This window comes from Arthrobacter sp. NPDC056691 (genome assembly GCF_042791415.1).
Classification (GTDB): Bacteria; Actinomycetota; Actinomycetes; order Actinomycetales; family Micrococcaceae; genus Arthrobacter.
Genome location: NZ_JBHTXX010000005.1, coordinates 70,018 through 93,088, shown reverse-complemented (window position 1 = coordinate 93,088; position 23,071 = coordinate 70,018). Strand labels below are relative to the sequence as shown.

Sequence of the window (23,071 nt, the reverse complement as noted above, 5' to 3'; positions counted from 1 at the left end):
GCACATAAATAAACAACAACAAAAATTCTTAAGGGGAAAACAGTGAAAACTCGCCTACTGGGAGGCATTGCCGCGCTGCTTGTGGCAATCATCGGAACCGTGTTGCTGGTCTCGTACGTGCAAAACGCTGACAAGCGTGCCATGGCTGACACGGAAACCGAGTCCGTGTACGTCGTAGAAAAGACCGTCACAGCCGGTACGGGAATAGACAAGGTGGCAGGCGCCGTCGTTCTTAAAGAAGTACCAAAACTGGCAGTTGCTGCCGGCGCCGTGACGGACCTGAACCAGGTTGGACAGAAGGTGGCCGCCGTAGACCTGATGCCGGGTGAGCAGCTCCTCACCACCCGCATGGTGGACGCCGACGCCATCCTCGGACCCTCCCGCGTCCAGGTTCCCACCGGAATGCAGGAGATCACCCTCAAACTTCCCATCGAACGCGTGGTGGGCGGCACCCTCGCGGCGGGCGACACCGTTGGCGTCTTCCTCTCCGTGGAGGACTCCACGGCGAAGACGGGCAACACGCAGCTGACCTTCCACAAGGTCCTGGTCACGGCGGCACAGTTCAGTGACGGCAGTATCGCGAAGTCGCCGGAGGCGGTGGCGGCGGAGGACACCTCGAAGGGGGCCCTGAACTCGAAGAAGGCGGCTGCTTCGAATGACACCTACCTCATCACCTTGGCCCGCAACTCCGCCGATGCTGAAAGGATCATCTTCGCCACCGAGTTCGGAACCGTCTATCTCTCCAAGGAGCCGGCCAACGCAGTGGAAGGTACGTCCGGCGTCGTGAACACCGGAAGGCTGTTCCGATGAGCCGCTTCGTCCTCATCACCCCCAACGCCGACTTCGAACGGCGCATCCAGCTGGCCGCCTCGGGCATGCACGGTTCGCTACGGGTGTTCCAGGCGGACTATTTGCCGGAAAGCCCGCAGGACTTCCTCCGGCAGCTCGTAGGCGAGCCGCCCGAGGTGCTGATCCTCGGACCGGGCCTCCCTGTTGACGGCTCATTGAAACTGGCGTCGGTCATGGACCTGCAGTACCCGGAAATAAGCGTTGTCCTGGTGGTGCCTGAAACCAAGGAAGTAGTCCTCCAGGCAATGCGTTCGGGCGTCCGGGACCTGCTCGACCCGGCCGCGGATCCGGACTCCATCCGCGTCCTGCTGGAGCGGGCCAGCCTCGCGGCCGCGGGCCGCCGTCGTGGTTTGGCCCCCGGCGCCTCCGAGCACGCCGACCACGGCGAAGGCGGCCGGGTCATCGCCGTCATGTCCCCCAAAGGCGGGGTGGGCAAGACCACGGTGGCAACCAATCTCGCCGTCGGGCTTGGGAAGGCTGCCCCCATGAGTGTGGTGGTGGTGGACCTGGACCTGCAGTTCGGCGATGTTGCCAGCGGCCTGATGCTGGACCCGGAACACACCATCACGGACGCCGTGGTGGGCGCCGCGAGCCAGGACTCCATGGTTCTCAAGGCGTACCTCACCGTCCACCCCGCCGGGATCTATGCCCTCTGCGCGCCGCGAAACCCTGTCGAGATGGACAGGATTTCCGGCGAGCAGGTGAGCCGGCTCCTCAGCCAGCTGCGCGAGGAGTTCCACTACATCGTGGTGGACACGGCACCCGGTCTGGGCGAACACGTCCTGGCCACGCTGGAGCAGGCCACTGATGCCGTCTGGATCTGCGGCATGGACATTCCCAGCATCAGGGGCCTCAGGACGGGCTTCCAGATCCTCGCCGAACTCGGCCTCGTCCCGGAAAAACGGCACGTGGTGCTGAACATGACGGACCGCCGGGCAGGCCTCACGCTGCAGGACATCGAAGCCACCATCGGCTCCCCCGTTGACGTTGCGCTCCCCCGCTCCAAAACGCTGCCGTATTCCACGAACAAGGGAGTGCCCATTCTGCAGGACGGCAGCCGGGACTCCGCCGCAAAGGGGCTCCGCCAGCTGGTGGAGCGGTTCAAACCGAACTGGGAAGAAAGACCCCACAAGAAGCTGCACAGAAGGGCGGTAGTCCAGTGAACCTCACAGACCGGTTCCAGAACCTCCGGGGCGAGCCCAAGCCTAACCCCGAAAAGCCACAGCCGGCTGACGTCTTCAAACCCAAACCGGCTGCCGCCACCCTTGGCAAGAAGCATGAGGAGCAGGCGGCGGGCTCCGCGGCGAGCGCCACGGCAGCACTGGAGACGCCCGCCGTCGCTTCAGTGGCCAGCGAGGCACTGAATGCCCTGAAGGAACGGGCCACCCAGACCCTCTATGAACGGCTGGGCTCGCGGCTCACAGACTCCACCCTCGACGACGAGGAACTGCACCAGTTCGTCCGGGACGAACTGAAGATCGTCGTCGATGAGGAGCAGGTCCCGCTGTCCGCCCCCGAGCGGCAGCGGCTGATCCGGGACATCATTGACGACGTCCTGGGCCACGGTCCCATCCAGCGCTTCCTCGATGACCCGTCCATCACCGAGGTCATGGTGAACCGCTTCGACCAGGTCTACGTGGAACGGCAGGGCCGCATCTTCCCCACCGACACAAAGTTCAGCTCCGATGACGCGCTGCGCCGGGTGATCGACCGGATCGTGTCCAAGGTGGGCCGCCGGATCGATGAGTCCTCCCCGCTGGTGGACGCCCGGCTCGCGGATGGCTCGCGCGTGAACGCCATCATTCCCCCGCTGGCCGTTAACGGGCCTGCGCTGACCATCAGGAAGTTCGGCCGGGAAGCCCTGACGGTCCATGACCTCGTCACCTTGGGCAGCCTCTCCCCCGAGATGGCGGAACTCCTGCACGCCTGCGTCGTGGCCCGGATGAACATCATCGTTTCCGGCGGCACGGGTACCGGCAAGACCACCCTTCTGAATGTGCTGTCAGGGTTCATCCCGCAGGAAGACAGGATCGTAACCATCGAGGACGCCGTCGAACTCCAACTCCAGCAGGAGCACGTCATCCGACTCGAAAGCCGTCCGCAGAACATCGAGGGCAGAGGTGAGGTCTCCATCCGGGACCTGGTCCGGAACTCGCTCCGAATGCGGCCGGACCGGATTGTGGTGGGTGAGGTCCGCGGCGGCGAATGCCTCGACATGCTGCAGGCCATGAACACCGGTCACGACGGATCCATCTCCACGGTGCACGCCAATTCGCCGCGGGACGCCATCGCCCGGCTCGAGACGCTGGTGCTGATGGCAGGAATGGACATTCCGCTCCGGGCAGTCCGCGAACAGTTGGCCTCGGCCGTGAACCTGATCGTGCACATCACCAGGATGCGGGACGGCTCGCGCCGGGTCACGCACATCACCGAGGTGCAGGGCATGGAGGGCGATATCGTCACTCTCCAGGACGCCTTCGTGTTTGACTACTCGGCCGGCATGGACGCCAACGGCCGTTTCCTCGGGAAGCCGGTGCCTACGGGCGTCAGGCCGAGGTTCACCGAGCGCTTCGCCGAACTCGGCATCGAGGTCTCGCCGGCAGTGTTCGGGGCATCTCTGATTGGTATGGCGCCGGCCGGCCTGTCTTCGTCCAATGCAGCCGCGCCAAGGGGGCGGTGACCATGACCGGCGACTCCGGCGTCTTCGTGCTGGCACTGGTGCTGCTGTACCTCGCAATCTTCCTGGTCTTCGGCGTGGCCCTTAGGCCAAATTCAGGTCTTCCAATGTCCCGCCGCCGGCCCGATGTCCCCACCCAGTCCTCGCCGCTGACCCGGCTGACCGACCAGGCCGTGGGCGCGCTCAACAAGGGCCTCAGGAAGCGCGGAACGGGCCTGCTTACCCAGGACCGGCTGGATGAGTGCGGGCTCAAGAAGGAACCGGGCGACTACCTGATCATGGCGGGCGTGATCACCCTGACCGCCGCCGTCGTCGGGTTTTTCCTGGCCGGCCTCTTCGCCGCTATCCTTCTGGCCCTCCTGGCCCCGCTGGGACTGCATGTGCTGCTGAACATCCTGGCCGCGCGCCGCCGTCGGCAGTTTGACCAGCAGGTGCCGGACACGCTGCAGATGTTCTCCGGCGGCCTGCGGGCCGGCCACAGCCTGCTCCGCGCCGTGGACGCGGCGGGACAGGAAAGCCAGCCGCCGATGTCCGAGGAGCTGGGTCGGATTGTCAACGAGACCAGGATCGGCCGGGACCTCGGCGAAGCCCTGGCGGACGTGGCCAGGCGGACCCAGAGCGAGGATTTCCTCTCCATCTCGCAGGCCATCGAGATCCACCGCGAGGTGGGCGGTGACCTGGCGGAGGTGCTGGACCACCTGGGCGACACCGTCCGGGACCGCAACCAGGTGCGCGGGCAGATCCGGGCCCTGAGCGCAGAGGGCCGGATGTCGGCGATCGTCCTCATGGCCCTGCCGGTGCTGATGTTCATCGGACTGACGTTCTTCAACGAGATGTACGCCCGCACCTTCACCAGCACCCTGCCCGGCTACCTCATGATCGCCGCGGCAGTCGTCCTGCTCACCGCCGGCGGCTTCTGGCTCAGCCGGATCGTCAAACCCAAGTTCTAGGAAGAAGGTGGTCATCATGCAACCTGTGGCTTATGCGGCGATCCTGGCAGTGATCGCACCCGTGACGGTCATGACGTGGTTCGTCTTCACCGGCGACCGGGCGGGGCTCCGGAATATCCAGGCGAATCTGGGCCGGGTCGCCAAGACCAAGGGCCCGGCGCTCAGCGTCAACGAGAAGCTCATGCTGGCCAGCCAGCGCATCATGCCGAAGGGCTACGCCGGCTGGCTGGACCGGCAGCTCGCAGGCGCGGGCCGGCCCAAGGACTGGCCGCTGGCCCGGCTCATCATGGTCAAGCCGCTGCTCGCCTTCTTTGGCGCGGTTGCCGGGTACCTGTTCTTTGCGGGCAGCCCGTCGGCCCAGCGTTTCCTTATCATGGTGGGGCTTACGGCGCTCTGCTACTTCACGCCCGACCTGCTGGTGCGCAACCGTGCGCAAAAGCGGCGGGGAGCCATTCGGCTGGAACTGCCTGTTGCCCTGGACCACATGCTGATCTCCGTCCAAGCCGGCCTCGGCTTCGAAGCGGCTATGGGTCGCGCCGGCACCAACGGCCACGGTCCCATGGCCGAGGAGCTGATCCGCACGCTTCAGGACATCCAGGTGGGCCGGTCGCGGAAGGAGGCCTACCTCGCCATGGCGGAGCGAGTGGACGTACCCGATGTGCGCAGCTTCATCCGGGCAGTGGTCCAGGCCGACGCTTACGGCGTGGCCATTGCCGGCGTACTGAAAACGCAGGCGGAGGACATGCGGATCAAACGGAAGCAGCGCGCCGAGGAGCACGCCATGAAGATTCCGGTGAAAATGCTGTTCCCGCTGATTTTCTTCATCCTGCCCACCCTGTTCATCGTGGTCCTGGGGCCGACGGTGATGAGCATCATCTCGCTGTTCACGGGGTAGGTTCTTTGGCTGGGTCTGCTGGCTGGCTTTATTGAATGCGACAACTGAATGAACGACGGCGGTTCCCGGCTTTTGCGCCAACACCGCCCCTTAGGACTGGACCCCTCGGATTACCCCCCCTTCCGAGGGGTCCTTCCATGTGCCGAGATCCGGCAGCGCCCTCCCGGTTTCCGGCATCGAGAAGCTTCAAGATTCAAGGTTTGCGCAAGGCAAGCGCAGGAAATGCGCAGGCCGCTAAAGGTTGGCTCAGGAGTTCGCAAAGAACCTAGTTGAGGCGAATTTCCGTTGCTAGCTTTTTTATAGAGCTGGTGATGGACCAGCTTTCCAACACTCGCTCAGGAGTTCAAAATGCTTGCTTTCTTCTCTAACGCTGCTGCCCGTGTCCGTCGCGACGAAAAGGGCGCTACCGCCGTTGAATACGGCATCATGGTCGCTCTCATCGCCGTTGTCATCATCGTCGCCGTTGGGCTTATCGGTGGCAACCTGACCACCACCTTTAACAGCGTCGCTTGCGCCGCCAAGGGTGGCACGATGTCCACCGCCGCGACGCCCGTTTGCTCCAAGTAGCTCGCGCTTCGCGAAAACCCAACCATTCGCATGTAGGGCTACTGCCCTGCGCTCGGTCAGGAGTTATCAAGTGATCGCTATTTTCTCCAACGCTACAGCCCGCGTCCGCCATGACGAAAAGGGCGCTACCGCCGTCGAATACGGCATCATGGTCGCCCTCATCGCAGTTGTCATCATCGTCGCCGTGGGACTGATTGGCGGCAATCTGACGACTACATTCAGCAGTGTCGCGTGCAACGTAAAGGGCGGCGCCTACACCGCGGCCAAAGCCGCCGACGCTGCTGCTGGCACTGCCGCGGTTGCAGAATCCTGCACCAAGTAGCCGCGCGTGAGGTACGGGCGGCGGTGCTACTTGCGTCGCCGCCCGACCCGTCCCTGCCGACTTACAAATCATGCCACACGGAGGGGTGACCAGAATTGTCCAGGAAATCCGAGCGCGGGGCCGTTGCCGTCGAGTTCGCAATCCTGGCACCCGTCCTGGTCATGATTCTACTGGGAATCACGGAATTCGGCCGCGCTTACAACGTGCAGACCACGCTGACTAACGCCGCCCGCGAAAGCGTCCGGTCCATGGCCATCAACAACAGCCAGACTAGCGCAAGAACTGCGGCCAAAAACGCCGCAACTCAACTGAGCCCAGCCTTGGCTGACGCCAATATCACATTCAGCGCCACCGATTGCACGGTCGGTACGCAGATGACAGTCACCGTGAGCTACAACCTAAGCACATTGACCGGTATCGCCGGCCCGTTTGCCATGACAGGAAAAGGAACCATGCTGTGCGGCGGCTAAAGGTTACTTCCAGCGGAGAGCGCGGAGCAATTGCGGTAATAGTCGCTTTTCTCATGGTGGTGATGCTCGGGTTTGCCGCGCTAGCCATCGACGTTGCCAAACTATACGCAGAACGGTCGCAGCTGCAGAACGGTTCCGACGCCGCCGCACTCATGATGGCCCAAAAATGCGCCAAGAATGACACCGACACCGAATGCTCTGCTACTTCTCCCTTGGCTGCGGACCTCGTCAACAAAAACGCCATCGACGGATTGAGCAACGTAAAATCCATCGCCTTGGACAAAACCAATCGCACCGTGACGGTAACTGCTGGGGCCAAGGAAGCCGGAGGTGCACCCAACCAGGTGTCCCTCTTCTTCGCGAACGTTCTGGGGATTCCTAATGCTGAAGTAAATGCCAGTTCCAGTGTGAGGTGGGGCAGCCCGGTGGAAGGCACCATAGTCTTTCCATTGGCTTTCTCCATCTGCCAGGTCTCGGGCATGGTCGATGGCGCCGCGCAACTGCTTCAGAACCATTCGGCTGATGCGAACGCTGACTGTCCGCTTGGACCAGCCGGCAAGACCGTCCCCGGGGGGTTCGGCTGGACCTCCCAAAACACAGGCCAATGCGGTGGCCTGGTCAACCTGGCCATCAACCAGAGTGGCAGCGCCACCGGCAACGATGGCCCATCCAACTGTGATGGCATCTTGAACGGCTGGGCCAGTGAAATTGCCGCCGGACGCCCGGTCATCGTCTTGTTGCCGGTCTACGACGACGTGACCGGGACGGGTTCGGGGGCCAGCTACCACCTGAACAGTTTTGCTGCCTTCAGTGTTAAGGGCTGGGCTTTCAGCGGGTCGGACAAGCTGCCCTTGGTCTACAACAACTCGTCAACTGCGAGCCTGAAATGCCAGGGCAACTGCCGCGGAATCATCGGCTCGTTCGTCAAGTACGTCTCTCTGGCCGACGGATACAAGCTGGGGCCGGTCAGCCCTGATGGCGCCACCGTCGTCGAACTGACCAGTTAGTCCTCTGCAGCGCAGCAGTTCTGCAGTTCGTTGATACAAGTCTCAGGAGCAGTTCGTGAAGTCTCGGTTGTTGGCAGGAGCGGCAGCAGTAGTCCTTGCCCTCGTGGGCGCCATGCTGGTTATCTCATACGCCCAAGGGGCCGACCAGCGTGCCGTCAAGAACCTTGAGCCTGTTGACGTGCTCGTCGTCAAAGCTGCTATTCCTGCCGGCACACCTGTTGAATCCATGACTGCTTCTGTAGCCACACAACAGTTGCCGGCATCGGCCGTAACTGAATCATCGCTGAAGTCGCTGGATTCTTCTAAAGGCAAGGTCGCGGCTGTGGACCTGGTTCCCGGCGAGCAGCTGGTTTCCGAGCGTCTCGTGGCTCCCGAAGATGTCAAGGCGACCGGATCCGTACAGATCCCGGTTGGGCTCCAAGAGGTCTCTTTCAAGCTCGAGCCGGACCGGGTGGTCGGGGGACGACTCGCCCCCGGCGACCACGTGGGCGTCTTCGTCAACCTTGAGAACGGCGGCCTAGAGCAAAAGACTGATGCTGAAACCACCAAACTGACCGTTCGCAAGGCGCTGGTGACAGCTGTCCAGCGCGCGCCTGAGCCGGCCGCCACAGCCCAACCCACCCCGTCCGCGAGCGCGGATCCCAACGCGGCCGACCCTCAGGACACCATGCTCCCTACCGGTTCCCTCATGCTCACCGTCGCCGTCAGCGACGTTGACGCGGCCAAGATCGTTTTCGCCGCCGAGTTTGGAAAAATCTGGCTCAGCAAGGAGCCCACCAACGCCAAGGACAGCGGCCCCCGGATCATCCAGCGAAGTGAGGTGTACAAGTGAGCCGCTTCGTCCTGATCACACCCAACGCAGACTTTGACGGCCGCCTGCGGCAAGCCGTGGCCGGTGGCCTCCAGGGCGGCGTGCAGACCTTCCTCACGAACATCCTGCCTGCTGGCCCTTATGACCTGTTCGCCCAGCTGAACCAGGAACAGCCGGAGGTTCTTATCCTCGGCCCGGATCTGCCCGTCGAAGAGGCACTTCGCCTGGCCATGGTGCTCGACGTGCAGGTTCCAAACCTGATGGTGCTCCTGGTCAGTGAACCGGACCCTACGCTGGTCCTGCAGGCCATGCGAGCCGGCGTTCGGGACGTTCTGAGCCCCTCTGCCGATCCCGCTCTGCTAAGGGTGCTTCTGGAACGCGCCTGCCAGTCCTTCGCCAACCGGCACCGGACCGAGCACCAAGGCCCGGCCGAACATCATAGGGGCACAGTTATCGGGGTCTTCTCACCCAAGGGCGGCGTAGGTAAGACGACTATTGCCACCAACCTCGCTGTCGGGCTGGGCAAGCTGACGCCCATGAGTGTAGTGCTCGTAGACCTTGATCTGCAGTTCGGCGACGTCGCCTCTGGCCTCTATCTAAATCCGGAGCACACTGTCACGGACGCGGTCTCGCCCGCCGCGGCCCAGGACACCCTGGTGCTCAAGGCCTTCCTCACCGTTCACCCTGCCAGCATCTATGCATTGTGTGCGCCCCTCAGCCCTGTGGAGGCTGACTACATCACGCCGGAGCAGATCACACGTCTCCTCGAACAGCTGGCAGAAGAGTTCCAGTACGTCGTGGTTGATACTGCGCCCGGCCTGCCCGAAATCGGTCTGGCCGCCATGGAAGCCTGCACCGATGTGGTGTGGGTCAGCGCGATGGACATACCGAGCGTCCGCGGGCTCCGTTCTGGCATGGACATCCTGCGTCAGTTGGAGATCTTGCCAGAAGGGCGGCATGTGGTCCTGAACATGGCCGACTCAAAGTGCGGTCTCACCGTGCAGGACATCGAATCGACCATTGGAGCTCCTGTGGATGTCAGCGTCCCCCGTTCCAGGGTCGTGGCTTTGTCGACCAACCGCGGCATGCCTGTCCTTCTGGATGCCAAGAAGGACCCAGCCGCCAAAGGCCTCGCTCAGCTAGTGGACCGCTTGAGCCCAACCTCCGGTGCTAAGGGGCAGCGGAGCGCCCACCGACGGGTCGTGGTCTAGGTGAAGCTTTCGGAACGCATCCAGGCAGCGCAGCACAAGTCCGAGGTTCCGGGTGCCCCACTGCACGTCTCGCCTACACCGCAGCATTCTCCGGCTGCCGTGATGCATACTTCGCCGCTGCCTCCTGCCCCAGTGCAGATTCAGCCAGCAATCGCATCGTCCGTGAACACTGCACCAAGGCTGATTTCTGGTGTGTCCACGTACCAGACGCGTGCGGCGCGGCGCGCAGCAGAGGCAGAGGCTGCGGCTGCAGAGGCGCAAGCCGCCCAGTCTCCCGCAGCTTCGCCTGTGGCTACTACCGAGCCGGCTCCTGTCACTGGGGCGGAACATGTTCGGTCGGCACCTACGACTCCCCCGCCGTCGATCCTGGGCCGCCGGCAAGCGGCGGCTGCATCGGCAGCGGTAAAGCCGCCCGTCGCAGCGCAGGCCGAGTCCTTCAAGCCGAAGACCCAGCAGCCGGTGGATGTTTTTGCTGCCCTCAAGCAGCGTGCCGCAACGGCACTGTTTGAACGCATGGGGGCGCGATTCAACGATTCAACCCTCACGGAGCAGGAACTTCGCCGGACCGCCCGCGAAGAGCTCATCCGTATCATCGATGCCGAGCAGGTGCCGCTGACTTCGGACGAGCGGACGCGTCTGGTGGCAGACGTAGCTGATGACGTGCTCGGCTACGGGCCACTGCAACGGCTTTTGGATGATGATGCCGTCACCGAAATCATGGTGAACCGGATGGACCAGATCTATGTGGAGCGCAAGGGAAATCTGACTCTCACGGATTCACGATTCAGCTCGGAAGAGCATCTGCGGAAGGTCATTGAGCGCATCGTGTCCAAGGTGGGCCGGCGCATCGACGAATCCTCGCCGCTGGTGGACGCACGCTTGGAGGACGGTTCCCGCGTTAATGCGGTGATCCCTCCCCTGGCCGTCGGCGGTTCCTCGCTAACCATCCGTAAGTTCAGCAAGGTGCCCCTTACTGTCCAGAACCTCATCGATTTCGGGACCCTCACCCCGGAAATGGCGGAGCTTCTGAACGCGTGCGTCAAGGCCAAACTCAACATCATCGTTTCCGGCGGTACGGGTACAGGCAAGACCACCTTGCTCAACGTCCTGTCCTCTTTCCTCCCGGCCGATGAGCGCATCGTGACCATCGAGGACGCGGTGGAACTCCAGATCCAGCAGGAGCACGTGGTCCGGTTGGAAAGCCGCCCGCCGAATACAGAAGGTAAGGGCGAAGTTACCATCCGCGAACTGCTCCGGAACTCCCTTCGTATGCGTCCGGACCGGATTGTGGTGGGTGAGGTCCGTGGCGGAGAATCCTTGGACATGCTCCAGGCCATGAACACTGGTCACGACGGGTCGCTGTCAACGGTGCACTCCAACTCACCACGTGATGCCATCGCCCGTCTGGAGACACTGGTCCTCATGGCGGGCATGGACCTACCGCTGCGGGCGATCCGCGAGCAGATCGCTTCCGCGGTTAACCTCATAGTCCAGATCTCACGCCTCCGCGACGGCTCCCGGCGCATTACGCATGTGACGGAGGTGCAGGGGATGGAAGGCGATATCGTCACGCTTCAGGACGCCTTCGTCTTCGACTACTCCGCCGGGGTGGACCAGCACGGCAAGTTCCTCGGCAAGCCTGTACCCACGGGCATCCGCCCGCGCTTTATCGACCGCTTTGAGGACCTCGGAATTCATGTATCCGCCGGGGTCTTCGGAGCGCCCATAGTCTCTCCGGAAAGGCACTGACTTCATGATCGTCACACTCGGTGTCGTCCTCGTGATCGCTTCGGCACTGCTGGGCGGCGTGGCGGTGCTCATCCCGCGCACGCCTACAGTACCGCTTGAACGTCGTCGGCCTTTCCGTGCTGAGGCGGACTCTCAACTCACCAGGTTCGCCGGCAGCGCCGTCCAGTCCATCGACCGCGTCTTCGCCAGGAGGAACGTCCGCTACTTCAACCGTGAAAGCCTTGAGAACGCCGGCCTCCGGCTCAGCCAAGCCGAGTTCATCCTGCTGATCCTGGTGGGCGGGTTCGTAGGCGCCCTTATCGGGCTTGTGGTCGCCGGACCCCTGCTGGCGATCCTCCTCGTAATCGCGGCCCCCTTTGTCGGACGCTTGGTGCTTGGCTTCCTCGCCGGCAAGAGGCGCTCTAAATTCGATGAGCAACTGGGCGACACGCTCCAGCTGCTGTCCGGAAGTCTGCGGGCAGGCCACAGCATTCTGCGGGCGATCGATGCCGCCGCCAACGAATCCCAAGCCCCAACGTCGGAAGAAATGCGCCGCATCGTCTCCGAGACCAGCCTGGGACGCGACCTGCTCGTGTCCCTCAACGACACCGCCGACCGCATGAAGAACGAGGACTTTGTATGGATATCCCAGGCCATCCAAATCAACCGGGAAGTGGGTGGAAATCTGGCGGAAGTTCTGGACCAGGTGAATGAGACCATTCGCGAGCGTAGCGAGATCAAAGGCCACATCAAAGCCCTAGCCGCGGAAGGCAAGTTCTCCGCCTACATCCTCATGGCGCTTCCTATAGGTATTGTGGTGATGCTCGCGACGGTAAATCCCGGGTACATGAACAAGATGTTTACCAACCCGCTGGGATGGATCATGATTGTGGCCTCTATCATCCTCATGACCGTCGGCGGCCTGTGGATGCGCAAGATCATCGACCTGAAGTTCTGAGGCAGACATGGAACCTTTGATTCTCCTTGCACTGCTCCTGATCTGCCTGCCGCTCGCCTACCTGGTGTGGACCCTGCTATCCGTCGACCGGAAGGGGCTGGTGAAAGCCCGTGCCCTACTGTCCAGGGGCGTCCATCGGACCGAAGCCGAGAAGAAGCCCAACAACGGTCTGGTCGATAAGATCGGCTTTCGTCTCACCCCCGGGGGCTATGTGCAAAAGCTCGACCGGCTGCTTGCCCTTGCCGGGCGCCCGGCGTCCATGCCCTTAGGCCGTGTCTTGGCCGCCAAGCCGACGCTCGGCTTGATAGGTGGTCTTCTGGGGTTGTACATCAGCTCCATCGGATCTACACCCATCATGAAGCTCGTGGGGATCTTCGTCCTGTTTCTGGGGTACTTCATCCCGGACCTGATGCTTTACAGCAAGGGTCAGGAACGGCAGAAGGCCATGCAGTTGGAGCTGGCCAACACCCTGGACCAGATGCTGATTTCGGTTGAGGCTGGCCTCGGCTTCGAGGGCGCTATGGCTCGGGCCGGCGAAAACGGCAAGGGTCCGCTGGCCGACGAACTGGTCCGGACTCTGCAGGACATGCAGGTGGGCCGGAGTCGTCGCGAGTCGTACATAGCGCTGGCCGAACGCACAAACATTCCGGAGCTGCGCAGCTTCGTGCAGGCTGTGGTACAGGCGGACACGTACGGCATCGCCATCAGCCGCGTTCTGCGCGTGCAGGCCAAGGTGATGCGGGTGAAGCGCCGCCAGCGTGCGGAGGAGAAGGCCATGAAGCTGCCGGTCATGATCCTGTTTCCGTTGCTTTTCTTCATCTTCCCGGTCCTCTTCATTGCCATCTTGGGCCCGGCCGTCATCAACACCATCGAGACCTTCGCCAACCAGTAAGGTGGGGACTTCCGCAGGATTTTCCCCACCACAAGGTACCCGCAGGGTTTCCACAGGATCCAAGCTCAATCAGGGTTTTCCCAACCTCAGAAAGTAGCCTTAAGTCATGTCCATTTCAGGTTCCGGAGCACCCGACAGCAGCGCCAACGGCGTCTGCGTCCCGGTGTCCGGCGTCCCGAATGGCAGGGCTCACAATGAATCGGAGAGTGCCACTTTGCCCGTCCTCGACCTGGATGTACTTCACGAACTTGAAGAAGACATGGGCAGCACAAGTGTGGCGCAGAACTTCGCCAGGGATTACATCAGCATCTGGAATAAGCGCCGGAGCTACCTCGAAAAGTCCGTGGAGGACAACGACACCGAGGCAGCGATGGACGCCGTGCTCAGTGTGAAGAATTCCGCCACCATGGTGGGGGCCGCGCGGCTGGCGCAGCTGGCCGTGGACCTGGAGCGGCTCGTCAAGCGCGGTGACCTGTCAGCAGCTCGGGAGCTGCTGCCCTGCGTAGCGCTCACCGGCGACGAGACCGTCAGCGGCCTCAGGCTGGGCTACCTTCCCCCGGAGTCCTGAGCCCGCGGTAGGCCAGGTTACGCGAACCTACTCCGCCCTCTTCGGCGCCAGCCGGTAACCGACGCCCCGCACGGTGACCAGCCACCGCGGATCCTGCGGGTCCTCCCGCAGCTTGCGGCGCAGGTTGCCGATATGGACCTCCACGGCCCGCTCATCGGCTTCACTGATGTAGGTGTCCTCGCCGTAGTACTCGCCCCGCACCACGCGCACCAGATCAGACCGGGTGCGCACCGCGCCCGTTCCCTTCAGCAGCTCGTGCAGCAGGTCGAATTCGCTCCGGGTCAGTCCCAGGGGCGTGCCGCGCAGGGCCACGGTCCGGGTTTCGGTATCGAGTGCCAGCCCGTTGTGCTGCAAGACAGTGCCGCGGCGTGAACCGGACGCACCTGCCCCAGCAGTGGAAGTTGCGTCGGCTTGGTCGGAAGCACCGGACGCAACCCTGGGCCGGCGCAGCATGGCCGTGATGCGGGCCCGCAGCTCGCGCGGCCGGAAGGGCTTGACGATGTAGTCGTCCGCGCCGCCCTGAAGTGCCGTGATGGTGTCCAGCTCTTCCCCGCGGCCGGTGAGCATCACGATATAGGCGTCGCTGAACTGCCGGATGCGGCGAAGGACCTCGAAACCATCAATGTCCGGCAGACCGACGTCGAGCGTTATGACATTTGCCTGGCGCTGCCTCGCCACGTCAACCCCGTCACGGCCGTTCCCCGCGGAGTGCACCTCAAAACCAGCCTGCTGCAAAACCGCGTCAAGGAGGTTCCTGACATCAACGTCATCCTCGATAACAACGGCAACACCAAGATCGCCCACCACTACCTCAATCCAGGTAAAACCACCGCACAGCCCAGCGCAATGCGGTAAGCGCTACCAGATTACCTACGCTACAACGTAGACAGGCCGAAAGACCCTAAATTGCCCATATGTTTTAGCCGCACCACCCGGTTGTAGCGCTTCCCCCTCCAATTACCGAAGAATAGGTGTGCATAATGGGCTTCATGTCTTCGTTTAACCACCAGTGGCCCGGAAATTCGGCAGAGCAGGCGAGTACCGGGCGCAGCCGCATTGGGTGAGCAGGTGCTGGTCCTCGACACGGACCGATTCTTCCGCCGGCTGCGGCCCCGCGTCCAGGTGGCGCTCTGCCAGCTCCCAGTAACGGTTCTCCTCGCCGCGCTGGCGATCGCCGCCCCCGCGGTGTGGCCCACGCTGATCGAGAGCGGCGTATTTATCGCCGCCATCATCATGATGGTGACCACGTTTATTGGGTGCTTTCTGGTTCCCTGGGAACGGCTGCCGCCCAACGCCTACCTGCTAATTCCGATACTCGACATGGTGGTCATCGGGCTGGCCCGCAACGGTGCCGTCCCCGCCGTGGCCGGGCTTGGAGTTTTGGCGATATTTCCGGTGATCTGGCTTTCCAGCTCCGAAGACTTCCCGCGCACCACTGTATTCCTGAGCTTTTTCGGCCCGCTCCTCATCGGCATTCCGTCTCTCGTGAAAAAGTTTCCCAACATTTCACCTTCGGACATTGCCACGGCAATTCTGCTGCCGCTCATGATGGTGGCCGTCTCGGTGGCCATCAGGTTCGCCGGCGCCAATGTGCGTCTGCAGCGCCAGAGGCTGCAGAAGAAGGACGCCGAGCTCCGCGAACTGCTCGTGGAGAGCAGGAACCGCGAACGGCTGCTCAAAACGATTCTGGACACCACGGATGTGGGCATTGTGGCCGTGGATGCCGGCGGCGAGAAGGTGCTGGTCAACGACCAGCAGAAAACCTTCAGGCAGGCGGCAGCCCCTGCCGGCATGGAGCAGCCGCTGGAAGCCGAGCAGCTTATGTTCGGTCAGGATCGGGTGACCCCGCTTCCGCTGGACAAGCGCCCCATCCGCCGCGCCGTTGCCGGCGAGACGTTCGCCGACTACTTGGTCTGGCTGGGCGAGGGGCCCGCGCAGCGGGCGGTCGCCACTGGTGCGCGGATCATCAAGAACGACGACGGCGGGTTCAGCGGCGCGGTCATCGTCTACAGTGACGTCACGGGGCTGGTTGAGGCGCTCTCTGCCAAGGAGGAGCTGATCTCCAACGTCTCCCATGAATTCCGCAGCCCGCTCATGTCTGTCGTGGGCAACGTGGACCTGGTGCTGGATGAAGCGGACGGCCTGTCGCCCGGCTCAGTGCACCGCCTGGAGGTTGTGCAGCGCAATGCCGAACGCCTGCTCTCCCTGGTCTCGGAGCTGCTGGTGTCGGCGTCCGCCGTCCTCGCTGTGCATCCCCGCCGGACGGACCTCGCGGGCCTGATCGAGAACAGCATCGGCTCCGTCCAGGCCCAGGCGGACGCCAGCAACGTCTCCCTCACCACCGACGTCCCGGCGCCGCTGTGGGCGCACGCCGACCCGCTGCGCATCGGCCAGGCCCTGGACAATCTTGTCTCCAACGCCATCAAATACTCTCCCGACGGCGGCACAGTCACCGTGAGTGCGCGGCGCAGCGACTCCTGGGTACAGCTGAAGGTCCAGGACACGGGCATGGGCATCAGCGAAGAGGAAACTTCGCGCGTCTTCACCCGGTTCTTCCGCAGCCAGGCCGCACGCCAGGCGGCCATTCCCGGCGTGGGACTTGGACTGTCCATCACCAAGACCATCGTGGAGCGGCATGGCGGTACCATCTCCTGCGACAGCAAGCCCGGCGCCGGCACCACCTTCACCCTCACGCTGCCGGCCGAGGGCGCTTCGACCGTCTAGGCCAGACGGCGGCCTCGACGTGCCGAGCCAAAGCGGGGTGCCTGCCTGAGAATGAGCTGAGAAGCGCCCCGCCCCTGTGCGTTGACCACCTGGGCGGGAAGGTGCTTGTTTTAGTCCACGGACGCTACAACAAGGGCAGGATGTCTTCCGAGAGCACGCGGCGTTGCGGCAGGCTCGGGGCAGCGGCCACTGCCACCCACGCGGAAGGCGTTGGCCATGGACACCTACGTACGGGCACGCACTGGCGGGACCACCCTGCGGACTCTTGTGCCCCGAGTGGCCTTGACCCTTTTCGTTGCCGCCGCCTCCGGCCTCGCCGGCTGCCAGGCTGCTCCGTCCATCCCTGGCGCACAACAAAGCGGTCTTAGCCCTCCCGCTACTGTCGAGCCCCCGCGGCCAAGTACTGTGCCCTCATCGACGCCCTCCACACCGGGAACCCCTCAGGATTCAGCCGCCGCACCCGGAACTGGGAGCCACGGCCACCCGTCGTCCACCAAGCCGCAGCATGTGTTCGTCATCAACCTGGAAAACAAAGATTACGACGCTGTATGGGGACCCGGTTCGGAAGCACCGTACTTGTCCGGAACGCTTCGGGGTCAGGGGCTCTTGCTGACCCAGTACTACGGAACGGCGCACCATTCCGCCCCTGATTACATCGCCCAAATTTCCGGGCAGGCCTCCAACCCGGCAAACAGGGACGATTGCCCGACGTACGAGCCACTGAAACTCGAGGGAACAGCGGATCCGGGCCAGATCCTGGGTTCCGGCTGCGTTTATCCGGCATCCGTTCCGACCCTGCCCGGCCAACTCCAGGCGGCCGGAAAGACATGGAAGGGCTACATGGAAGACATGGGAAAACCCTGCCGCCACCCAGCACTCGGGGAAGAGGACAGGGACCAAAAAGCCAAGGACGGCGACCAGTACGCGACGCGCCACAACCCATTCGTGTACTTCCAGTCCATCACTTCCTCGCCGGACTGCGCCGCCCGGGTGGTGGACTTCAGCCGCCTCCACGAAGATCTCAGATCCGTCGGAACAACACCGAACCTGTCCTACATCACCCCCAATCTCTGCAACGACGGCCATGACAGCCCCTGCGTGGACGGCCAGCCCGGCGGCCTGGCAAGCGCAGACTCCTGGCTCCAAAAACAGATACCGCCCATCCTTGACTCCCCAGCCTTCAGGAAAGACGGCCTGCTGGTCATCACTTTCGACGAGGCCGACGGCGATTCGACAGGCCCCGGACAGATCCCCGGGGGAACCGACGGCGGCAGAGTAGGCGCGCTGGTCCTCTCGCCCTTCACCAAGGCCGGCACCGCCTCGGACACCGTCTTCAACCACTTCAGCCTTCTGGCCAGCATCGAGGACCTGTTCGCCCTGCCACGGCTGGGTTACGCCGCCGCGCCCGGACTGGACAGCTTCCTCGCCGCCGTTCTGAACGCCCGCCCCTAGGAGGTGTCCCGCTACCCGCCCCAACCCCACGTCCGCACATCCAACGCTGAGAAGGTTCCCCGCGTGCGTCATTGGCGACGGCGCGGGAGCCCAGGCCCAAAATCCACTAGGTGTCACATGAAAGCCAATCCCCTGTACGCAGCCGTACTCATGACCTCCCTCCTGGCCAGCGGAATGATCGCCGCAGCCTCACCGGCCTCCGCCGCCGGCACCACCTACTTCGTCAGCGCCGCCGGAAGCGACACCAACACAGGAACATCCGCGGCAACCCCGTGGAAGTCCCTCACGAAGCTCAACCAAGCCATCCTTAAGCCCGGAGACACAGTCAGCTTGCGCCGCGGAGACACGTTTACCGGAGGCGTCGTAACCGCCCAAAGCGGCACGTCGGCGTCGCCGATCACACTGAACAACTACGGCACCGGGAACCCGGCGGCGGTGACCGGCGGCAAATCCGGCAACTGTTTCCGCATCAACGGCGACTTCACCATTGTGGACGGCCTGCGTGCGGTCTCCTGCGGCTATGCAGGCTTCAGCGTCGTCGGTGACCACGACAGTGTCCGGAATTCCAGCGCGTCCAGCAACGCGGCGGGACTGAAAATCAGCACCGGCTCCGATTTCGGCACCTACACAGGCAACTCCCTGACGAACAACAACATTGAGAATGTGAACACCCCCGGCACCAACTGTGGAACTCCGCAAGCGGTTAACTGCAGCGACGATTCCGGCGCCTTTGGCATCCTGATCAACGGCAACGACAATGAAATCTCCGGCAATACTATTTCCGGTTCCGCGGCGGCATCGTTCGACTTCAAGCTCGACGGCGGGGCCATCGAAATCTTCAACGGCAACCGTAATAGCATTCACCACAACATTGCCGTGGATAACAACACGTTTTCCGAACTGGGCCGCTCCTCGGCGGGAACCGCGGACAACAACACCTACCGCTACAACCTCGTCCGATCCACGTGCGGCACCAACTGCGCACAGGCCAAAGGCTTCATCGCCCGCGGGGCCACCACATCGTTTGGACCCACCAACGGCACAGTCTTTGAGTACAACACCGTCTACCTGAACGGCCCGGACTCCCAAGCCATGGTCTGCCACGCCTCGTGCCCGGCCTCCACTGTGATCCGCGGCAATATCCTGGTCGGCGTCAAGAACTCACTGTGGATCAACGGCTCTGGCTGGACCGAACGCCAGAACGTCCTCAACGGACCCAGGAACTTCACACCGAACAGCACATCCACAACCGCCTCCGCAGGCTTCGTCAACGCCCCCACGGACTTGCATCTGACCGCCACCAGCCCCGCAATTGACCGCGCCGGCGTCAGCAGCTCACTGACAGACCTCGACGGAAGCGCGGTCCCCCAGAACGGGGACTGCCGAGGAACGGCAGACGCCGATTCAGGCGCCTACGAATTCGACTCACCCAACTGCTGACCCGACTCCATTCGGCGCTCTTTACGGGTCTGCCAGTCCGGCAGGACGCTTAGGCCCTCGTCGAGGATGCGGATGAGGGATCCCGCGGCAGCATCCCGGCGGCGGCGCCGCAGCCAGGCGGCAAGGTTGCGCTCAGACGGATCGGAAGCGTTCGCTGCGGGGTAACGTCCTGTCTGCTGCACCATCGTAACGAGGTCGTTCATGCGTCGGACGCTTCGTCGGGTCGCCTTGGCGGGGTTGCCGTTGCCGGCGGCGAAGTGCTGCCCGCGAAGCGTGGGATCTGTGGCCCGCGCGGCAGCCAGATGGTAGCCCACCGTTGAAATGGGCGCCCCGGTCCGGGCCGAAATTTGCCCGCGGGTGAGGCCCCGTCTATACAGCCGCACCCACTCCTGGTTCGGAACACGGTGCCATCGTACGTTTGCCACTGATGTTCTCTTCCTCGGGTTATGCCGCTTCGGTTCCTGATGTATGGTCTCCGGTGCCGGGTCGCCTCGGTGCCGTCCGGAAACTCTTTCGTGTCATGCTGCTGTGGGCTCCTCTTCAGGATCGTGCAGCCGAACTGAGAGGAAGCTGAGAAGCACTGCGGCGCTCCGGGCGGTTTGCTGTGGGGCCAGGGATACTTCGACTATGGGTGTGGTGCCGGCATGAGAATTTTGATAGTGGAGGATGAGAGGCTGCTGGCCGACACCGTCCGCCGCGGGCTTTCCGGTGAAGGATTTGTGGTGGACGTCGTCCACGACGGGGTGGCTGCGGTGTGGGCAGCCACTGAAAATCCTTACGATGTGATTCTTCTGGATCTGATGCTGCCGTTGAAGAACGGCTATGACGTTCTCAAGGACATCCGTGGCCGCAGGATCTGGACGCCCATTCTGATGCTGACGGCGAAGGACGGCGAGTACGACCAGGCCGACGCGTTCGATCTGGGCGCCGATGACTACCTGACGAAACCATTCAGTTTCGTTGTCCTGGTTGCCCGGATCCGGGCGCTGGTGCGCCGCGGTGCGCCGGAGCGGCCGCCAGTCATGGAGTTGGGGTCGTTGAGCCTTGACCCGGCGAGCCGTCAGGTGCGGCGCGGGGAGGAGTCAGTCGTGCTAACCGCCAAGGAGTACGCCCTGCTGCAGTATCTGATGCGCCGGCCCGGTCAGGTAGTTTCCAAGGCTGAGATTCTGGATAACGTGTGGGATTCGGCCTTTGCTGGTGGCGAGAACGTTGTGGAGGTTTACGTTGGTTATCTCCGCCGGAAAATCGATGCCCCCTTCGGGGTGCAGACCTTGGTGACAGTCCGGGGCATGGGCTACCAGCTGACTGCCGACAGGAAGATCACGAAGTAGCTCCGGCGGGGAACGCACGGGATGGAGTTAGCGTGCGATGTCCTTGCCAGTCGGCGTCCGGACCGCATTCGCGGCACGACGAAAAACCAGTTCGAAACGGCAGCCACCGTCCGGCGCTACTGATGCCCCGATCGATCCATGGTGGGCTGCCATGAGCGCCGCAGCGATGGCCAGGCCCAGGCCGGTTCCGCCGCGTTCACGGGAACGGCTCTCATCGAGCCGGACAAACCGTTCGAAAATCCGCTTCCGGTCAAGAACCGGAACCGGCGGCCCGTCGTTATCGATGCTTATCGTGGCCTGAACCTCGGAACTTTGAACCTGGACGGTGATACGCGACTCCGCGTGCCGGTCCGCGTTGTCAAGGACATTCCGGATGACCTGGGCAAGCCGGTGCGCATCACCGGTCACCCGGGCCGGTTCCAGCCGGGCCTCAATCCGGTGCCGGCTCGTGGAGCGAAGGCGGGTGATTTCGTCATGGAGGACGTCGTCCAGGTCCACGTCAGTCATCTTGAGGTGAAGCGCTCCGTCGTTGGTCTTGGCCAGGGTGAGGAGATCCTCAACGAGATACCGCATCCTGGCCGTTTCGCCGGCTAGAACCGGTTTCATTTCCTCCCACGTACGGCCGGTCGGATCGGCTGCCGCGATTTCCAGTCCTGCACTCAGTGTGGTGAGCGGGCTGCGGAGCTCATGGCTGGCGTCGGATATGAAGCGCCGCTGTTCAACATCTGCGGCCTCAAGCCGGTCCAGCATTTGGTTCATGGTCTGCGCCAGCGCTTGAATCTCATCGGCTGTGGGAGGGACTTCGACCCGCCCGTCCAGCCGGCGGGCACTGATCATGGCCACCTGGCCCCGGATTGTGTCCACCTGGCGCAGTGACCTGCCCACCAGCGTCCAGACGGCGGCACCGACCAGCACCAAGAGCAGCGGCATTGCCCCGAGCGCAAACCATGCCACGGTGGCGAGGGTGTCGGCCTCAACCTGGATCGTGGCTGCCACGGCCACGGTATGAAGGACCCCCTTGTCCCGGACTCCGAGCGCCACAATCAGGAACTCGTCATCATCGCCGATGCTGGGCAGCCCGGGCACGTCCTGGGTCAGGGTTTGACCGGCCTCCGGCCGTAGTCCCGTCAGCGAAGTTGCAGCAACGGCCGGCACCGAGGATGCCAGGACGGATCCCTGCGGATCCAGGATCTGGACGTACTGGCCCGAGTGCGCAGCGGACTCAATGAAGCGGCGCCCCTCATCGACCCCGTGAGCGGACACCTGACCGGCGACCTCCTCGGCCTCGCCCCGCGCGGCGGCCTCCGCAGCGGCGACGAGCGAGGTCTGCAGCAGCACCAGCAGGATCAGCCCCCCAACGAGCAGCCCCGCAGCCACCACCACGACTGCCGTGGCCGTTGCGCGCTTCCGCACACCCCAGCGGGTCCGGGGCAGGGCCCGCGCACCAGGCATCCGGACGGTATCCATGCCTCTTAGGATGCCGCCACCAGCGGATAGAAACAAAGCCCGGCTCCGCCTTCTCAGCTACTCCTCAGCAGATGCTGCCCCATAAAGGACCAAACTGGCACCGCCGAAAGGACACCGTGAACCGGCCGCTCAGACTTTGACCATAAGCACCAAAGGCTCCAAGGACAGGTTTGCCTGCACCTGAGTACGGCCAACTGCTGCGCAACGGGACCTAATCCAGCGGGAGGGTCACCGTGACGGACGTTCCCGTCGAGGCTGACGACGTGACCGCCATCTGGCCGCCCGCGGAAGTCACAGCCAGGCGCATGAGCCGCAGGCCCATTCCTGAGTGCCTGCCGTGGGTGGCGGCGTCAACATCGAAGCCGCCGCCGTCGTCGGTTACGCGGAGCTGAATGGCATGGTTGTCCCCGGAGCGGCAGACGCAGCACAGCCGGACGGTCACGGACGACGCGTCGGCATATTTATGGATGTTGCTCAGGAGCTCCTGCGCCGCCCGGTAGAGCAGCGTGGCGGACTTCCTGTCCACTTCCATTCCATGGTGGGGCGCCTCAAGGTGCACGGTGATCCCACGCTCGCGCAGCGGGAGGGCCAAACGGTCAATCGCCCCCGCGACGCCAAGCGCATAGAAATCAACCGGATGCGTATCGGTGAGAACGCCACGGACTGCGACAACGTCGTCGCTTGTTAGTGATTTCATGTTCCAACTGTGCGCCTGGCGCCTTGTTATTTTCTTGTAACTTTTCGGCGTGTCC

The 23,071-nt window shown here is 63.3% G+C and carries 23 protein-coding genes and 1 pseudogene; 20 read left to right on the top strand and 4 right to left on the bottom strand.

The features are described 5' to 3' along the window. Positions 1 to 42: 42 nt before the first annotated feature. The 16 genes and pseudogenes from ACFRAU_RS06520 (at position 43) to ACFRAU_RS06445 (ending at position 13,905) form a co-directional block, all read left to right on the top strand. A complete protein-coding gene (locus tag ACFRAU_RS06520) occupies positions 43 to 810 on the top strand; it encodes a Flp pilus assembly protein CpaB (RefSeq protein WP_377999238.1) in 768 nt (255 codons plus the stop codon). Beyond that, the gene (locus ACFRAU_RS06515; RefSeq protein ID WP_377994352.1) at positions 807 to 2,012 is read left to right on the top strand and encodes a CpaE family protein; all 1,206 of its coding nucleotides are present in this window, start codon (positions 807 to 809) and stop codon (positions 2,010 to 2,012) included. Before ACFRAU_RS06520 ends, ACFRAU_RS06515 begins: the two co-directional genes overlap by 4 nt. After that, positions 2,009 to 3,529, top strand: coding sequence for a CpaF family protein (locus tag ACFRAU_RS06510; protein ID WP_377999237.1), 1,521 nt, complete (start codon positions 2,009 to 2,011; stop codon positions 3,527 to 3,529). Before ACFRAU_RS06515 ends, ACFRAU_RS06510 begins: the two co-directional genes overlap by 4 nt. Positions 3,530 to 3,531: 2 nt before the next feature. Beyond that, a complete protein-coding gene (locus ACFRAU_RS06505) occupies positions 3,532 to 4,476 on the top strand; it encodes a type II secretion system F family protein (RefSeq protein WP_377999236.1) in 945 nt (314 codons plus the stop codon). Between the two features lie 16 nt (positions 4,477 to 4,492). Then, complete coding sequence (locus tag ACFRAU_RS06500; protein ID WP_377999235.1) at positions 4,493 to 5,371, top strand: type II secretion system F family protein; 879 nt, start codon at positions 4,493 to 4,495, stop codon at positions 5,369 to 5,371. A 348-nt stretch (positions 5,372 to 5,719) separates the two neighbouring features. After that, a complete protein-coding gene (locus ACFRAU_RS06495; protein WP_377999234.1) occupies positions 5,720 to 5,938 on the top strand; it encodes a Flp family type IVb pilin in 219 nt (72 codons plus the stop codon). A gap of 70 nt (positions 5,939 to 6,008) precedes the next feature. Continuing rightward, positions 6,009 to 6,260 carry a Flp family type IVb pilin gene (locus tag ACFRAU_RS06490; RefSeq protein WP_377999233.1) on the top strand — a complete coding sequence of 84 codons (252 nt, stop codon included), beginning with the start codon at positions 6,009 to 6,011 and terminating at the stop codon, positions 6,258 to 6,260. A 95-nt stretch (positions 6,261 to 6,355) separates the two neighbouring features. Then, positions 6,356 to 6,493, top strand: a pseudogene (locus tag ACFRAU_RS06485) (TadE/TadG family type IV pilus assembly protein); the annotation flags it as partial. A 15-nt stretch (positions 6,494 to 6,508) separates the two neighbouring features. Then, positions 6,509 to 6,730 carry a hypothetical protein gene (locus ACFRAU_RS06480; RefSeq protein WP_377999295.1) on the top strand — a complete coding sequence of 74 codons (222 nt, stop codon included), beginning with the start codon at positions 6,509 to 6,511 and terminating at the stop codon, positions 6,728 to 6,730. Next, positions 6,718 to 7,737, top strand: coding sequence for a TadE/TadG family type IV pilus assembly protein (locus tag ACFRAU_RS06475; protein ID WP_377999232.1), 1,020 nt, complete (start codon positions 6,718 to 6,720; stop codon positions 7,735 to 7,737). The genes ACFRAU_RS06480 and ACFRAU_RS06475 overlap by 13 nt, the downstream gene beginning before the upstream one ends. 55 nt (positions 7,738 to 7,792) lie before the next feature. Then, positions 7,793 to 8,569, top strand: a complete 777-nt coding sequence (cpaB, locus tag ACFRAU_RS06470; protein WP_377999231.1) for a Flp pilus assembly protein CpaB — start codon at positions 7,793 to 7,795, stop codon at positions 8,567 to 8,569. Continuing rightward, positions 8,566 to 9,759 carry a CpaE family protein gene (locus ACFRAU_RS06465; protein WP_377999230.1) on the top strand — a complete coding sequence of 398 codons (1,194 nt, stop codon included), beginning with the start codon at positions 8,566 to 8,568 and terminating at the stop codon, positions 9,757 to 9,759. The genes cpaB and ACFRAU_RS06465 overlap by 4 nt, the downstream gene beginning before the upstream one ends. Positions 9,760 to 10,218: 459 nt before the next feature. Next, complete coding sequence (locus tag ACFRAU_RS06460; protein WP_377999293.1) at positions 10,219 to 11,508, top strand: CpaF family protein; 1,290 nt, start codon at positions 10,219 to 10,221, stop codon at positions 11,506 to 11,508. Positions 11,509 to 11,512: 4 nt separating this feature from the next. Beyond that, positions 11,513 to 12,445 (top strand): type II secretion system F family protein, encoded by a 933-nt coding sequence (locus tag ACFRAU_RS06455; protein ID WP_377999229.1) that lies wholly within the window; start codon positions 11,513 to 11,515, stop codon positions 12,443 to 12,445. A gap of 7 nt (positions 12,446 to 12,452) precedes the next feature. Next, positions 12,453 to 13,337, top strand: coding sequence for a type II secretion system F family protein (locus ACFRAU_RS06450; protein ID WP_377999228.1), 885 nt, complete (start codon positions 12,453 to 12,455; stop codon positions 13,335 to 13,337). A 106-nt stretch (positions 13,338 to 13,443) separates the two neighbouring features. Then, a complete protein-coding gene (locus tag ACFRAU_RS06445; RefSeq protein WP_377999227.1) occupies positions 13,444 to 13,905 on the top strand; it encodes an Hpt domain-containing protein in 462 nt (153 codons plus the stop codon). Positions 13,906 to 13,932: 27 nt separating this feature from the next. On the opposite strand, the gene ACFRAU_RS06440 is transcribed toward ACFRAU_RS06445, so the two are convergent. After that, positions 13,933 to 14,709 (bottom strand): response regulator transcription factor, encoded by a 777-nt coding sequence (locus ACFRAU_RS06440; protein WP_377999292.1) that lies wholly within the window; start codon positions 14,707 to 14,709, stop codon positions 13,933 to 13,935. 264 nt (positions 14,710 to 14,973) lie between these two features. On the opposite strand from ACFRAU_RS06440, the gene ACFRAU_RS06435 reads away from it, so the two are divergent. From ACFRAU_RS06435 to ACFRAU_RS06425, 3 genes are all read left to right on the top strand, one after another. After that, positions 14,974 to 16,629, top strand: coding sequence for a sensor histidine kinase (locus tag ACFRAU_RS06435; protein WP_377999226.1), 1,656 nt, complete (start codon positions 14,974 to 14,976; stop codon positions 16,627 to 16,629). A gap of 216 nt (positions 16,630 to 16,845) precedes the next feature. Then, on the top strand, positions 16,846 to 18,081 hold the full coding sequence (locus tag ACFRAU_RS06430; RefSeq protein WP_377999225.1) for an alkaline phosphatase family protein: 1,236 nt from the start codon (positions 16,846 to 16,848) through the stop codon (positions 18,079 to 18,081). Positions 18,082 to 18,198: 117 nt separating this feature from the next. Beyond that, on the top strand, positions 18,199 to 19,521 hold the full coding sequence (locus ACFRAU_RS06425; RefSeq protein ID WP_377994336.1) for a hypothetical protein: 1,323 nt from the start codon (positions 18,199 to 18,201) through the stop codon (positions 19,519 to 19,521). Here ACFRAU_RS06425 and ACFRAU_RS06420 read toward each other — a convergent pair. Beyond that, positions 19,494 to 19,946: a hypothetical protein gene (locus ACFRAU_RS06420; RefSeq protein WP_377994335.1), complete on the bottom strand. Its 453-nt coding sequence runs from the start codon at positions 19,944 to 19,946 to the stop codon at positions 19,494 to 19,496. The genes ACFRAU_RS06425 and ACFRAU_RS06420 overlap by 28 nt on opposite strands. A 219-nt stretch (positions 19,947 to 20,165) precedes the next feature. Between ACFRAU_RS06420 and ACFRAU_RS06415 the strand changes: the two genes are divergently transcribed. Continuing rightward, on the top strand, positions 20,166 to 20,852 hold the full coding sequence (locus ACFRAU_RS06415; RefSeq protein ID WP_377994334.1) for a response regulator transcription factor: 687 nt from the start codon (positions 20,166 to 20,168) through the stop codon (positions 20,850 to 20,852). Between the two features lie 27 nt (positions 20,853 to 20,879). Here ACFRAU_RS06415 and ACFRAU_RS06410 read toward each other — a convergent pair whose 3' ends face one another. Continuing rightward, entirely contained in the window at positions 20,880 to 22,319 is a 1,440-nt protein-coding gene (locus ACFRAU_RS06410) for an ATP-binding protein (RefSeq protein WP_377999224.1), read from the bottom strand. A 211-nt stretch (positions 22,320 to 22,530) separates the two neighbouring features. Further along, positions 22,531 to 23,016 carry a sensor histidine kinase gene (locus ACFRAU_RS06405; protein ID WP_377999223.1) on the bottom strand — a complete coding sequence of 162 codons (486 nt, stop codon included), beginning with the start codon at positions 23,014 to 23,016 and terminating at the stop codon, positions 22,531 to 22,533. Positions 23,017 to 23,071 lie beyond the last annotated feature (55 nt).

Bases quoted from the DNA above. Each gene is read 5' to 3' on its own strand.
- ACFRAU_RS06495 (WP_377999234.1), top strand. From the start codon at position 5,720: ATGCTTGCTTTCTTCTCTAACGCTGCTGCCCGTGTCCGTCGCGACGAA.
- ACFRAU_RS06450 (WP_377999228.1), top strand. From the start codon at position 12,453: ATGGAACCTTTGATTCTCCTTGCACTGCTCCTGATCTGCCTGCCGCTC.
- ACFRAU_RS06505 (WP_377999236.1), top strand. From the start codon at position 3,532: ATGACCGGCGACTCCGGCGTCTTCGTGCTGGCACTGGTGCTGCTGTAC.
- ACFRAU_RS06415 (WP_377994334.1), top strand. From the start codon at position 20,166: ATGAGAATTTTGATAGTGGAGGATGAGAGGCTGCTGGCCGACACCGTC.
- ACFRAU_RS06445 (WP_377999227.1), top strand. From the start codon at position 13,444: ATGTCCATTTCAGGTTCCGGAGCACCCGACAGCAGCGCCAACGGCGTC.
- ACFRAU_RS06430 (WP_377999225.1), top strand. From the start codon at position 16,846: ATGGACACCTACGTACGGGCACGCACTGGCGGGACCACCCTGCGGACT.
- ACFRAU_RS06455 (WP_377999229.1), top strand. From the start codon at position 11,513: ATGATCGTCACACTCGGTGTCGTCCTCGTGATCGCTTCGGCACTGCTG.
- ACFRAU_RS06410 (WP_377999224.1), bottom strand. From the start codon at position 22,319: ATGGATACCGTCCGGATGCCTGGTGCGCGGGCCCTGCCCCGGACCCGC.
- ACFRAU_RS06405 (WP_377999223.1), bottom strand. From the start codon at position 23,016: ATGAAATCACTAACAAGCGACGACGTTGTCGCAGTCCGTGGCGTTCTC.
- ACFRAU_RS06515 (WP_377994352.1), top strand. From the start codon at position 807: ATGAGCCGCTTCGTCCTCATCACCCCCAACGCCGACTTCGAACGGCGC.
- ACFRAU_RS06500 (WP_377999235.1), top strand. From the start codon at position 4,493: ATGCAACCTGTGGCTTATGCGGCGATCCTGGCAGTGATCGCACCCGTG.
- ACFRAU_RS06425 (WP_377994336.1), top strand. From the start codon at position 18,199: ATGAAAGCCAATCCCCTGTACGCAGCCGTACTCATGACCTCCCTCCTG.
- ACFRAU_RS06480 (WP_377999295.1), top strand. From the start codon at position 6,509: ATGGCCATCAACAACAGCCAGACTAGCGCAAGAACTGCGGCCAAAAAC.